Here is a 12,047-nt window from a genome sequence, read left to right as displayed (position 1 = left end):
ATCAGGTCGTCACCGGCTTGCGCTTCCACAGCGCGTGCCGGATGTACTGGAGCATGTACCAGGCCGCGCGCGGCGCGCTCAGTCCCTCGACCTGGCGATAGATGCGCCACTGCCAACCGGCAGCGCGCAGTTTGTTGGCCGACACCGAACCATTGCGCACCAGGTAGTACGCCAACGGGGCGTCGCCCGGCACCCGCACCGCGCTGCCGGCGCGGCGCACCCGATCCAGCCAGAACACGTAGTCCTCGTGCCCCATCTTCTGGAACGAAGCCTCGCCCAGGCGGCGGTCGTAGATGCCGGTGAGATTGCCGATGTGGTTGCTGCCCAGCATGCGGCGATAGTCGACTTCCAGCGGCGGCGACACCTTCGACAACAGGCGACCGTCCTCCGCCACCCGCTGGTAGCTGGCGTAGCAGACCATCGCGCCGGTCTCACGCATCCGCGCGAGCTGCAGTTCCAGTTTGCTCGGTTCCCACCAGTCGTCGCTGTCGAGAAAGGCGATGTGGGTGCCGCGCGCGGCGCGCAGCCCGGTGTTGCGCGCCGCCGCCACTCCGCCGTTGGGCTGGCGCACGGCCACGACGCGTTCGTCGCGGCGCGCCAGTTCCTCGACGATGGCGGCGGAACCATCGCGCGAGCCGTCGTCGATCAGGATCAGTTCCAGCTGCCCGAAGCTCTGCGCCAGCACCGAGTCGGCCGAACGCCGCAGGGTCTGCTCGGCGTTGTAGACCGGCATGATCACGCTCACCAGCGTGTCGGCGTCCTGCGCGGGCGAGCGGGCGGCCATGGTGTTCACGCGGCGTCCCGGGCGACCGTGTTGCGACCCGAGCCCGCCCACGACGAACGCGGCGCCGGCAGGACGAAATCGCGGTAGTCGTTGGGATTGCCCTGGCGCCCGGCCTCGGCGGCCTTGGCGATGTTGTAGGCCTCGCGCGCGCTGACGTAGTGCAGCACGTAGCGCTGGCCATCGTTGTAGACCGATTCCAGATGCGCGTGCATGGCATCCACCGGCGCGCCGAGCAGCGTGTCCATGTCCGCTTCCTGGGTGCCGTGGGTGTGGATCTTGATGAACACCCACTCCGGCCGGCCCTCGACGTGCACGCCGGTACGCACCCACGCGTCCACGCGTTCGGCGGTGGGCGGCTGGCCGCCGCGCACGTCGGCATTCTCGATGCGCGGGATCAGGCCCATCCGGCGGTCCCGCCAGTTCAGTCCCAGCGGTCCCTGGATCAGCATCAGGTCGCCGCTGGGCGTACCGCCCACCCGCACCGGGGTGCCGTCGTCGTGCGACTTGGGCGCGTGCGGATCGTCGGTGGCGTAGTAGATCGAATTGATGATCCGGGTCTGGGTATCGCTCGGCGCCGAGGGCATGGTGAAGTCGGCGTAGCAACCCAGCTCGCGCAGCAGGATCAGTTCGTTGTCGATGCCGCACCAGCGGCCGTCGGGACGCGAATTGTCCAGGCACCAGTTGCCGTGGATGAAGCCGAAGCGCAGTTCACCGCTGGCCGGATCGCGCGGCAGCGCGCCGTGCCGCTCGTGCAGGATATGGCAGAAGCGGGTGATGCTCTGGCGGAAATTGGCCTCGGTGTCGTTGTCGTGGTGCAGGTGCACCTCGATTTCGCCGTAACCATCGGCACACAGTTCGGCCAGCTTCTCCAGGTGTTCCGGCGCGTACTCCTCTTCCGGATAGAAGAAGCTGTGCTGCGGCGGGCGCCCGTCCGCGTCGCGGTGGCGCGCGGCCATGTCCCTGTACTCGCGGCACCAGCGATCCACCCGCGTGCGCTGGGTGGCCAGATCGGCGCCGCGCCACATCGGTTCGAAGTGATCGACGAAGCAGAACATCACGTGGACCGGCCGGCCGGTGACCTGCGGCGGCTTGCGGCGCAGGTAACTGCCGATCCAGATTTCCATGTTGCGGGCGCGCAGCAGGCGCCAGATCGCGAAGGCACCGAGCGCCACGATGGCGGCCAGCACGGCCACTCCTGTCAGAACGTTCAAGCCTTCCCCCTGTCGCTGCCTTCGTCCGGCGTCTGCCGCCATTCCCAACAACGCGGTGCGGGGGGCGAACCGGCCACGGGCTCACGGGCGGTGGGGCTCTCCCGCCAGTGCATTCATTCCGGCGTGGGCAGTGCCCTCAGCGCGAAGCCGGCCGCCTTCCAGCCCGGGATCAGCTCGCGCAGCAGGTCCAGCGACAGTTGGCTGTCATCGTGCATCAGCACGATTTCGCCGGGCCGCATCGGATGGCGTTCGATGACTTCCAGCAGTTCGCCGGCGGACCGCCGGCTGTAGTCCAGGCTGTCGTAGGACCAGTAGAGGATACGGCGGCGCTCACGGATGCAGCGGGCGATCATCGGCAGCGACAGCACGCCGCGCGGTGGCCGGAAGCCATGTCGCTCGCGGCCGTTGATGGCGGTCAGCAGCCGGTCGGTGCGATCGATCTCCTCGAACTGCTGCCGCAGCGACAGCGTTTCGAATCGCGGATGGGAGAACGAATGGTTGCCCAGCGTGTGCCCCTCGGCGGCAATCCGCCGGGCCAGCTCCGGGTGCCGTTCGATCTGCTGGCCGATCAGGAAGAAGCTGGCCCGCGCATCGTGCTCGGCCAACAGGTCCAGCAGCGGCGCGGTGTGCTCGGGATGCGGGCCGTCGTCGAAGGTCAGGTAGATCGCGCGGCCGTCAGCCGGGCCAGCGGTGGTCAGCCAGGCATTGGGCATCCATTGCAGGACTTTCAGGCGGCGCGGCCGGGGGTTCATGCGGCGTAGGGTCCGGATTCGGGGAAATAAATGCCGCGGTGCGCGCCCGCGCACGAGGCCGCACGCGGATCATGACGGTTGCGGATGACAATGTGGCGAATCGCGCGCATCAGCCGACCTCCACCTCGGGAGCCAGCTCGCCCAGCGCGCTCGGCTGGCCGGCATACAGGCGTTCGTAACGCAACGCCATGGTCCGGAACGAACCTTCCGCCAGCACCCAGTCCCGGCCGGCACGGCCCATCCGCATCGCGGTCTCCGGCGCTTCCAGCAGGGCCAGCAGCGCCGCCGCCAGCGCGTCGGGATCTCCCGGGGCGATCAGTTTTCCGTTGTGGCCGTCGCGAACGATCTCGCGATTGCCGCCGACGTCGGTCGCCACGATCGGCAGGCCCGCGGCGCAGGCCTCCAGCAACGCGATCGAATAGCCCTCGCTGCGCGAAGGCAGTGCGAACACTTCCATCCCGGTCAGCAGCCGCGGCACATCGCTGCGGTCGCCAAGGAAACGCACGGCATCGCCCAGGGCCAATTCACCGGCCAGGCGTTCAAGCGGGGCACGCAGGGCGCCATCGCCGACGACCGCCAGCACCGCCTGCGGCATCTCCGCACGCAAGCTCGCGAACGCGCGCAACAGTCCCTGCTGCTCCTTGACCGGCTGCAGCCGCCCGACCGTGCCGATGATGCGGCAGTCGGCGGGCCAGCCCAGCTCCGCGGCCAGCGCCGCGCGCCCGGCCGCATCGGCGGCCTGGAAGCGTTCCAGGCGGATGCCGTTGGGCACCGCCAGCAGGCGCTCGCGCGGGCGCACGCCCTGGTCGTCGAAACACCGGCGCGCGGCTTCGCACACGCCGGCGACGTAGTCGGTCAGGCGCATGCTGCGGCGATACAGCCATTCCTTGCGACTGCGCGGATCCACGGCCCCCATGCTGTGGCGGGTGTTGATCACCCGCGCCAGCGGCAGGCCCCAGGCCGCCAGCACCGCATGGTAGTGCGCGGTGGCGTTGTGGGTATGCAGCACCGCGCCGGGGTGGCGGCGGAGCAGCGCGCGGGCGCGGCGCACCGCCGACCAGTCCAGGCCCCGCCGCTTGTGGCAGGCGGTCACTTCCACGCCCTGCGCGGTCAGTTCCGATGCCAACTGGCCGGGCTCGAACAGGCAGATCACCCGGCACTCGTGGCCGGCGTCGCGCTGGGCCGCGACCAGATCGATGACGGTGCGCTCAAGCCCGCCGCGCTCCAGGTTCTCGACGAAGTGGATGACTTCCATACCCTTCATGTCAGTTCAGATACCGTCACGCGTTGTTTGCCGGTCGCGGTCAGCGGAATGTCGTCGGCGAAGCGGAAATCCAGCGCGACCTGCTGGCCGATCACCTTGCGCAGTTCCGCGCCCATCCGTTCGACCACCGACGGATCGAAATCATGATCGCGCACCAAGGTGATCTCGAAGGCGTCCAGGCGCTTCTGCACCACCTGGTAGCGGCGGATGCCGGTGGCGCCCAGGAAAGCGTACACGATGAACTCGCCGGGAATGTAACGGCCGTCCGGCGTGCGCAGGGCGTCCAGCTTGCGGCCATCGACGCTGGCCAGCAGCGGCAACGCGCGTCCGCAGCTGCAGCGCCCCTGCCCCGGTGTCGCCAGGTCGCCGTTGACGTAGCGCAGCAGCGGCATGCCCAGGTTGTGCAGGTCGGTGACGATGATCTCGTGCGGGCCGGCAGCGTCGTCGCCAACGCCCGCGCCCAGTTCCACGTGCAGGTGGTCGACGTTGATGTGCAGCCCCTTGCGGTGCTCGCACTCGGCCGCGATCAGCATGAACTCGCGGCAGCCGTAGGTGTTGTAGGCGGGACAACCGAAAGCCTGCTCAATCAACGCGCGCTGGCTCTCGTGCAGCGTCTCGGCCGCGCCGAGGATGCGCTGGGGCCGATGCACGCGGCGGCCGTTGGCGATCAGCCATTCGGACATCTTCACGATCGGCGCGACATAGGAAACGATGGTCTCGGGGCGGAACCGGTCGATGGCGTCGGCATACTCGGCCATGCGCGCATCGCTCATCTCGAAGGCGCTGAGCATGTAGCGGTTGAAGGCCGCGTGGTACAGGCGATCCTTGCGCTTCTGCGCGCCGACCGGCGTGCCCCACAGGTACAGCGTGCGCTGGCCCAGGCGCGCGCCGGCCCAGCCGTAGCCGCGCCACATGATCGCCATGCGGCGCTCGTAGCTTTCGTGGGTGTAGCCGAATTTCAGCGGTTCGCCGGTGGATCCGCCGGTGGTCTTGTACAGCAGGCCCTCGCGCCGGTTGGTCGCGATCAGCTCTTCGAAGTTGGCGCGGATGGTCGGCTTGTCCAGCAACGGCAGGCGGGCGTAATCGTCCTGGTCGCGGATGTCCTCGGGCGAGCGGATGCCCAGCTCGCTCCAGGTCCGCCGGTAGAACGGCACCTGCTCCCAGCAATGGCGCAGCAGTTGCTGCAGCTTGCGCCATTGCAGCGCGCGCAGCGCCTCCTCGTCCAGTGTCTGGCTGCGCTCGTACTCGTCCAGGTAGCGCAATGTCTTGCGTCGGCGCAGGCCGGATTCGTACAGCGGGAACAACACGCGCCGGAACAGCGGTTCGTACAGGCTCATGAGGTGCCCTCCCCCGGCGCGCGCTGGTAGGCCCAGGCCAGGAAACGTGCGCCCAGCCGTGGACGGCCCGCGGCGAAGCGCTGGTGCAGGTGCTGCAGGTGTTCGATATCGCCGCGGCTCCAGCACCCCAGCAGCAGCGTCAACGGTACGTAGGCCAGGACCAGGACCGTTCCGCCAGCCAGCACGGAGGCGATCGGCAGCAGGCCGCGCAACGGCCAGGCGAGCAGACCGGCCAGCGCGGCGGCGAGCAGGATGCGCGCCAGCCGCGCCCATTCCGGCTGCGCGTGACTGACCCGGGTGGCCAGGGTCATGTAGACCGCCGCGTTGACGGTGGCGACGGTGATGTAGGCGACCACCGCGCCCTTCAGCGCGAAATGCGCGATCAGCACCGCGTCCAGGACCACCTTGAGCAGCGCGCAGATGATCACCAGCACCAGGATGCTGCGCTGGCGATCGGCGCTGACCAGCAGGCTGGAGCCGCCCTGGGTCATTGCGGTCAGGCAGGCCGCCACCAGGCAGACCGCGAACACCGGCCCGGCCGCGTAGTACTCGCGGCCGTACAGCAAATGGATGACGTCGTTGCAGAACACCACGCCGAACGCCGCCAGCGGCGCGGCCAGCAGGACGAGATAGCCGGTGGTGGCGACGAAGCGCTGCGCGGCGATCTCGCGCCCGCGGCTCAATGCATTGGCCATCATCGGCAGCAGCAGCGCCCCGAACACGCCCGGCACCAGCATCGCCGCGCCGATGGCCAACTGGTAGGCGACCTTGAACTGGCCGGCGGCATGGCTGTCGGCGTACATGTTCAGGAACATCACTTCAACTTCGCTGGCCGCCATGAAGCCGACCGACACCGTCAGCGCGGTCCAGCCCATGTGCCGTCGTACCCGCGCCAGCAGCGGGGCCGGCAACTGCACGCCCGGCTGGCGCGCCGGCACCATCGGTGCGATCTGGCGGAACGAGATGCCGAAGAACACGAAGCTGGAAATGACGAACACCGCCAGCAGCCACTCCACCGGCGCATCCAGCCGCCAGGCCAGCAGCACCAGCAGCAGGTTGATCGGCGTGGATACCAGCGCCACCGTCGCGGTGGCGCGGAAATTCTCGAAGCCCTTGGCCACGCCGATGTTGAACATGTACGACGAGCGCAACGCCACCGCCACCACCAGGAAACCCAGCAGCAACTTGTGGTTCATGCCCGGGGCGATGTGGTCGCCGCCGAAGATGAATACCGCCGCGCCGGCCAGCAGCACCACCAGCAGGAAAATCCGCTGCGCGCGCCGCAGGTAGTCCAGCAGGTACGGCACCATCTCCGTGCGCTCGGTGCCGCGCAGTTCGGCGACGAACTTGATCGCCGCGCTGGCGGTGCCCGAGTTGGTGATCGCCACGCCCATCGCCACCAGCCAGATGACCAGGCTGTAGGTACCGAAACCGTCCGGCCCCAGGTGCCGGGCGATGACGATCGAGGTGAGCATGCCCAGCACGTACTCGGTGTAGGTGCCCACCGAGGAGAACAGGGTGTTGCTGAGGGTGCGCGACCGACTGTTCATGCCATTGCCAGGAGGACCTTGACCACCACGTACAGCCCGATAACGCCGATTACGGCGTAAATCGGCCAGCGCAGCAGGTCCTTGTCCAGGCTGAACGCGGGCAGGCTCGGGTAGACCTCGCGCAGGCGGGTGTAGTGGGCGACCACGATGGCGATCAGCAGGTACAGGATGATCACGTAGCTGCGGCTGAGGAAGAACGCGGCGGTGATGAAGCCGCTCAGCGACATCAGCAGGGTCAGGGTCAGCGCGCGATCCTTGCGCCAGTCCGCCAGCGCCTCATCGTCCGGCACTTCCGGCGGCACGTCGTTGATGATGTCGTCGCCGCGCTGCAGCGGCGCCAGCATCATCCGGAAGCTGTAGCCGACGATCGCCAGCCACAGGGTGAAACCGATGATGCCCATTTCGGCCAGCACCAGCACGAAGGAGTTGTGCGCGGTCAGCTCGTGCAGATCCGAGTAGCCACCGGCGCCGATGCCGAACACCGGGTTGCCGATGAACATCTGGATGCCTTCGTACCAGGAGTCCACCCGGCCCATCGCGGAGGCTTCGGAGACCTCCATGTCCTGCAGGCGCGAGGGCAGCATCATCAGCCCGCCCAGCGCCGCGACCCCGAGCAGGCCGGCGGTGAAGATGCCGCGCTTGCGCCACACGTACACGCCCAGCAGCGCGACCAGCGCCAGCAGGGTGCCGCGCGAGTTGGTCAGGTAGCAGCCATAGACCAGCAGGCCGGCCACCGCCAGCCAGAACAGGCGGCGCAGGCCCATCAGGCCGCCCCGCGCGCTCAAGTAAAAGGCCATCGGCAGGCACATCACGAACAACAGGCCCAGGTCGTTGGGATCATTGAAGATGCCCACGTACTGGATGCGGGTGCCCTGCGAAAGTTCCACCCCGGTCCAGCCGATGCCGATGGTGGCCTGTTCCACGCCATGCAGCGCCAGCACGCCCGCGCAGATGGTCAGCACCGCCATCACCGTTTCCAGCCGCTCGCGGGTGTGGGCCGCGTTGGCCAGCAGCACGTAGGCCAGCAGCACCGGCGCGAAGATGAAGAACACGAACAGCGCGCCGCCCGGCCAGCCGTTCACCACCTTGGAAACCATGGCCACGAACAGGAAGCACGGTATCAGCAGGTACTGCGGCGCCGAGAACGACTTGCGCGCGGAGAACACCCACAGGCCGGCGGCCAGCAGCAGCGCAATCGACTGCAGCGGCGGCCCCGGGTTCTCGGCAATGGCCGGATAGTCCTGGGGCCGGATGATCACCAGCGCCAGATACACCAACAAGAAAAAGAACATCAGCCCCTGTCGCTCCGCTCGTTCAACCTGTGCGCAACCTTGATGTGTAGCTGAACACCTCCGGCACCGCCACCATCGCCTCGAACCATTCCCGGTCCATCTGCCGTTCCACCGGCAACCGCGGCACCGAGTACAGCGTGGTGGCCTCGATCGCGCGCGTGCCGGCCACGTAGCTGCAGGCCATCCGGAATCCCGCCGCCCGCACCGCCTCGACCGTGTCGCCGTCGAACGCGTCCGGCCCGCCGACCGGATAGGACAGCACCGCGACCGGGCCGCCCAGTTCGCGCTCCAGCGCCTGCTTGGAACCCTGCACCTCGGCAACCATCCGATCCCGCGGCAGCTTGGCCAGCATCCGGTGGTCCACGCCGTGCGAACCGATTTCCATGCCCGCCGCGCGCATTTCGCGCAACTGGTCCCAGGTCATCGGCCGGCAATGGGGATGTCCCTCCGAGCGCGGCAGGCTCCACTCGCGCTCCAGCCGCGCGATCAGCGCGCCCTGGCCCTCGTCATCCAGCGACTTGAGCCGGTCCAGCAATTCCGAGGCCTGCGCGCGGCGTTCGCCCAGGTCCGGGCCCAGCGCCCAGTCCACACCCAGCTCCGGCGCCTGCAGGCGCGCGGCCGGGGTCGAACACACCATGTGCACCAGCCAGTCATATGCGTAGGGACGGCCGGAATCGATATGGCCGGTCGATACGAAGAACATCGCCGACATGCCCAACTCGCGCAGGATCGGGAAGGCGATCCGGTAGTTGTCGTCGTAGCCGTCGTCGAAGGTCACCAGCACCGCACCGCGGGGAAGCCGCCGGCCCTGGTCCAGGTGATCCAGCACCTGTGCGAAAGTCATCGGCACGAAGTGGCGCTTAAGGTAGGCCATCTGCTGGCGGAACGCATCCGCCGAGGCGCTGATGAGGTCGGTGTCGAAACTGAAGTCGGCCGGTTCGGCCGATTCCAGTACCCGGTGATAGGCCAGCACGCGCACCGCGTCGCCCGAGCCCAGCCGCATCCTGCCGAGCAGCGGCAGCACGCCGGCACGGTGGCACCAGCGCGCCAGCAGTTGCCTGCGGCCCGCACGCTCCCTTGCCTGTTTCGATGCTCCCCTGGCCATCATCCATCCGCATCCGGCAACCATGCCCGATGCCCTGAATACGCGGATTGCTGCCGAATCCGGCCACGCCGGCGCCGGTTGGCCGCATCCGCTCCGGTTTGTCGTCTGGCAGGCGAACGCAAGCGCGCTGCGCTAACGTAAACGGGGATTATCAGGGGCGTGTCCTGCATGTCGGACGATACCGACTTCGTCGCGTTGTACAACGAACTGGGGCTGGACGCGGAGTGCAGCATGCAGCTTTTCAAGCATGCCTACCGGCGCCGGGTGATGCAGTTGCATCCGGATCACCAGCGCCATCCCGCCGACGTCGCGCGACTGCAGCGGCTGAACCGCATGTACGCGGCGGCGCTGGAATTCCACCGCGCCCACGGCCGCCTGCCCGGCGCATCGCGGCCGACACCGGTGTCGCCGGACGACGGCCACGATGCTCCCGTGCTGGTGGACGATTTCCCTCCTGCCCCGGCGCCGGGTCCCGCGCTCGCGTTCGCCGCCGAGCAGGCGCGCTGGACCCGCGATTCCGAACCGGCCAACGATGCCGACGAGGAACCCGTGCCCGACCCGGTGACCGGATTTCCGCGTCGTCGCCGTTACTTGCTGATATTGGCGCTGCTCGCGCTGGTGCTGTACTGGTGGGGCGCTCAGAAGAGCGCCACGCCCTCGTTGGATCCCGCAGGTCCCGGTGACGCGGTTTCGCCGGGACTGGGCACACCGGAGATCACCAGCCGGCTTGCCGTCGGCATGGACACCCGGCAGGCCCGGCGCATCCTCGGCGAGCCCGATGGCGAGCACGCGGCCCGCTGGGACTACGGCCCTTCGTGGGTGGAGTTCCGCTGCGGCAGGGTGGCGGGCTGGTACAGCTCGCCACTGCGGCCGCTGCGGGTGGACGAGGCAAGCGCGCATGCGGCGACCGAGGAGGTGCCGCACTGCTGAAGGACGAAGGTTCAGGGGGATTCGAATGTTTGCTGGCACCGCCGGACTGCTGAAGAAGGCGCAGCGACGCCTGTGGATGAAGTACGCGCTGCGCGGCGTCGGCGGCAGCGACAACCATGCGCGGCTGGACATGGCCTATCGCATGGAGGATCCCTGGAACATGGATTCGGCGATGGAGCGGACCCGCTTCGAGGCCACCAACCAGGTGATCGAACAGGCCTTCGGCCGGGTCGGCAGCGTGCTCGAGATCGGTTGCGGCGAAGGCCACCAGACCGAATACCTGGCGCGCCTGAGCGATGAACAGTACGGCCTGGACGTCAGCGCGCACGCGGTGGCGCGCGCGCAGGCGCGGTTGCCGCGCGCGCATTTCGCCGCCGCCGACCTGTTCCACCAGCCCTGGGGCGAACAGCGCCACCGCTTCGATCTGGTCACCGCCTGCGAAGTGCTCTACTACCTGAGCGAGCCCGCCGCCACGATCGCGCGCATGCGTCACCTGGGCCGCAACGGGCTGGTGACATTCTTCGCGCCGGCCTGCGGGCGGATCGGCCCGCACGTGGAAGACATCCCGGGCGTGCGCAAGGACTGGATCCACCATGGCGCCACTGCCTGGCTGATCGCATGGTGGCGCGATGACTGACGCCGATACGACCCTGCAGGGGCTGGGCGTGGTCTATTTCGGCAACGACTGGAACGCGGAAAACCGCACCAGCAGCCACCACATCGCCACCCGCCTGGCCGGCCACATGCCGGTGCTGTACGTGGATTCCCCCGGCATGCGCGCGCCCAATGCGTCCGGACGGGATCTGAAGAAGGCATGGCGCAAGCTGAGCGCGGCGCTGCGCCGCCCCGAACGCATCCGCGAGGGATTCTGGCGCTGCACCGTGCCGCAGTTGCCGTTCCGGCGCATTCCCGGCGTGGACGCGTTCAACCGCCTGTTCGGGCGCTGGGCCGTGCGTCGCGCGCTGCGCGCGGTCGGCATCCAGCGGCGCATCTCCTGGTTCGCCGTTCCGCATCCGGGCTTCCTGGCCGGGCGCCTGGGCGAGGAGTTCTGCGTGTACTACTGCATCGACGACTACGCCGCGCACCCGGGCGTGGATCCGGAATTGATCGGTCGTCGCGACGAAGCCCTGAGCCGCGCCGCCGACCTCCAGTTCGTCGCCCCGCCGGCGCTGCTGGCGCGCAAGCGCGAACTGAATCCGCGCACGGTCTACTCCCCGCACGGCGTGGACGTGGATCTGTTCCGCCGCGCTAGCGAGGCCGGTACCGAACTGCCCGCCGCCGCGCGCGACCTGCCCGGGCCGGTGATTGGCTACATCGGCTCGCTGCACGAATGGATCGACCTGGACCTGATTGCATGGCTGGCGCGCCAGCGCCCGCAGTGGACCTTCCTGCTGGTCGGCCATGCCGCCGCCGACGTGAGCGAACTGCGCGCGCTGCCCAACGTGCGCCTGGCCGGAGCCCAGCCCTACGCCACCCTGCCGCAATGGGCCAAGGCCTTCGACGTGGCGATCATCCCGTACCGGATGAATCGCCAGGTGGCCAACTCCAATCCGCTCAAGCTGCGCGAGTACCTGGCCACCGGCAAGCCGGTGGTGAGCGTGCACAACCCCGAAATCGAGAAGTTCTCGCGCTGGGTGCGCATCGCCCGCGATCGCGAGGAGTACCTGCGCGCGCTGGAAAGCGCGCTGGCCGAGGACACGCCCCAAGCCGCCGCCGAACGCATCGCCGCGGTCGCCGACCAGACCTGGGATCGCCGCGTGGACACGGTGCTCGAAACCCTCGCGCAAGCCCTGCAACGCCAACGCCCCCTTTCCTGATCATG

The 12,047-nt window shown here is 68.6% G+C and carries 11 protein-coding genes; 3 read left to right on the top strand and 8 right to left on the bottom strand.

What is annotated here, in order from left to right; translation table 11 throughout:
- Position 1: 1 nt before the first annotated feature.
- From IQ458_RS01130 to IQ458_RS01095, 8 genes are all read right to left on the bottom strand, one after another.
- Positions 2 to 784: a glycosyltransferase family 2 protein gene (locus IQ458_RS01130; protein WP_235996571.1), complete on the bottom strand. Its 783-nt coding sequence runs from the start codon at positions 782 to 784 to the stop codon at positions 2 to 4.
- A gap of 5 nt (positions 785 to 789) precedes the next feature.
- A complete protein-coding gene (locus tag IQ458_RS01125) occupies positions 790 to 1,971 on the bottom strand; it encodes a hypothetical protein (RefSeq protein ID WP_328805022.1) in 1,182 nt (393 codons plus the stop codon).
- Between the two features lie 137 nt (positions 1,972 to 2,108).
- On the bottom strand, positions 2,109 to 2,747 hold the full coding sequence (locus IQ458_RS01120; protein ID WP_183642543.1) for a polysaccharide deacetylase family protein: 639 nt from the start codon (positions 2,745 to 2,747) through the stop codon (positions 2,109 to 2,111).
- Between the two features lie 109 nt (positions 2,748 to 2,856).
- On the bottom strand, positions 2,857 to 4,011 hold the full coding sequence (locus IQ458_RS01115) for a glycosyltransferase (protein ID WP_235996557.1): 1,155 nt from the start codon (positions 4,009 to 4,011) through the stop codon (positions 2,857 to 2,859).
- The gene (locus IQ458_RS01110) at positions 4,008 to 5,348 is read right to left on the bottom strand and encodes a phenylacetate--CoA ligase family protein (RefSeq protein ID WP_203321640.1); all 1,341 of its coding nucleotides are present in this window, start codon (positions 5,346 to 5,348) and stop codon (positions 4,008 to 4,010) included. The genes IQ458_RS01115 and IQ458_RS01110 overlap by 4 nt, the downstream gene beginning before the upstream one ends.
- Positions 5,345 to 6,898, bottom strand: a complete 1,554-nt coding sequence (locus tag IQ458_RS01105; protein ID WP_183642549.1) for an oligosaccharide flippase family protein — start codon at positions 6,896 to 6,898, stop codon at positions 5,345 to 5,347. The genes IQ458_RS01110 and IQ458_RS01105 overlap by 4 nt, the downstream gene beginning before the upstream one ends.
- Positions 6,895 to 8,190 carry an O-antigen ligase family protein gene (locus tag IQ458_RS01100; RefSeq protein ID WP_183642552.1) on the bottom strand — a complete coding sequence of 432 codons (1,296 nt, stop codon included), beginning with the start codon at positions 8,188 to 8,190 and terminating at the stop codon, positions 6,895 to 6,897. The genes IQ458_RS01105 and IQ458_RS01100 overlap by 4 nt, the downstream gene beginning before the upstream one ends.
- 22 nt (positions 8,191 to 8,212) lie before the next feature.
- Entirely contained in the window at positions 8,213 to 9,295 is a 1,083-nt protein-coding gene (locus IQ458_RS01095; RefSeq protein ID WP_235996556.1) for a polysaccharide deacetylase family protein, read from the bottom strand.
- A gap of 168 nt (positions 9,296 to 9,463) precedes the next feature.
- On the opposite strand from IQ458_RS01095, the gene IQ458_RS01090 reads away from it, so the two are divergent.
- The 3 genes from IQ458_RS01090 to IQ458_RS01080 are packed head-to-tail and all read left to right on the top strand — an operon-like array spanning position 9,464 to position 12,042.
- Positions 9,464 to 10,225 carry a DnaJ domain-containing protein gene (locus IQ458_RS01090; protein ID WP_203321639.1) on the top strand — a complete coding sequence of 254 codons (762 nt, stop codon included), beginning with the start codon at positions 9,464 to 9,466 and terminating at the stop codon, positions 10,223 to 10,225.
- A gap of 25 nt (positions 10,226 to 10,250) precedes the next feature.
- Positions 10,251 to 10,862: a class I SAM-dependent methyltransferase gene (locus IQ458_RS01085; RefSeq protein WP_203321638.1), complete on the top strand. Its 612-nt coding sequence runs from the start codon at positions 10,251 to 10,253 to the stop codon at positions 10,860 to 10,862.
- Positions 10,855 to 12,042 (top strand): glycosyltransferase, encoded by a 1,188-nt coding sequence (locus IQ458_RS01080; RefSeq protein WP_203321637.1) that lies wholly within the window; start codon positions 10,855 to 10,857, stop codon positions 12,040 to 12,042. Before IQ458_RS01085 ends, IQ458_RS01080 begins: the two co-directional genes overlap by 8 nt.
- The last annotated feature ends 5 nt before the right edge of the window (positions 12,043 to 12,047 follow it).

This window comes from Pseudoxanthomonas beigongshangi, from assembly GCF_016820515.1.
GTDB classification, from domain to species: domain Bacteria; phylum Pseudomonadota; class Gammaproteobacteria; order Xanthomonadales; family Xanthomonadaceae; genus Pseudoxanthomonas_A; species Pseudoxanthomonas_A beigongshangi.
Note: the sequence above shows the minus strand (reverse complement) of the source record. Positions and strands in the feature narration are given on the sequence as shown.

What these genes read in the sequence shown, in the direction of transcription:
- IQ458_RS01130 (WP_235996571.1), bottom strand. Translation starts at nt 784, where the DNA reads ATGGCCGCCCGCTCGCCCGCGCAGGACGCCGACACGCTGGTGAGCGTG.
- IQ458_RS01120 (WP_183642543.1), bottom strand. Translation starts at nt 2,747, where the DNA reads ATGAACCCCCGGCCGCGCCGCCTGAAAGTCCTGCAATGGATGCCCAAT.
- IQ458_RS01115 (WP_235996557.1), bottom strand. Translation starts at nt 4,011, where the DNA reads ATGAAGGGTATGGAAGTCATCCACTTCGTCGAGAACCTGGAGCGCGGC.
- IQ458_RS01110 (WP_203321640.1), bottom strand. Translation starts at nt 5,348, where the DNA reads ATGAGCCTGTACGAACCGCTGTTCCGGCGCGTGTTGTTCCCGCTGTAC.
- IQ458_RS01105 (WP_183642549.1), bottom strand. Translation starts at nt 6,898, where the DNA reads ATGAACAGTCGGTCGCGCACCCTCAGCAACACCCTGTTCTCCTCGGTG.
- IQ458_RS01100 (WP_183642552.1), bottom strand. Translation starts at nt 8,190, where the DNA reads ATGTTCTTTTTCTTGTTGGTGTATCTGGCGCTGGTGATCATCCGGCCC.
- IQ458_RS01095 (WP_235996556.1), bottom strand. Translation starts at nt 9,295, where the DNA reads ATGGCCAGGGGAGCATCGAAACAGGCAAGGGAGCGTGCGGGCCGCAGG.
- IQ458_RS01090 (WP_203321639.1), top strand. Translation starts at nt 9,464, where the DNA reads ATGTCGGACGATACCGACTTCGTCGCGTTGTACAACGAACTGGGGCTG.
- IQ458_RS01085 (WP_203321638.1), top strand. Translation starts at nt 10,251, where the DNA reads ATGTTTGCTGGCACCGCCGGACTGCTGAAGAAGGCGCAGCGACGCCTG.
- IQ458_RS01080 (WP_203321637.1), top strand. Translation starts at nt 10,855, where the DNA reads ATGACTGACGCCGATACGACCCTGCAGGGGCTGGGCGTGGTCTATTTC.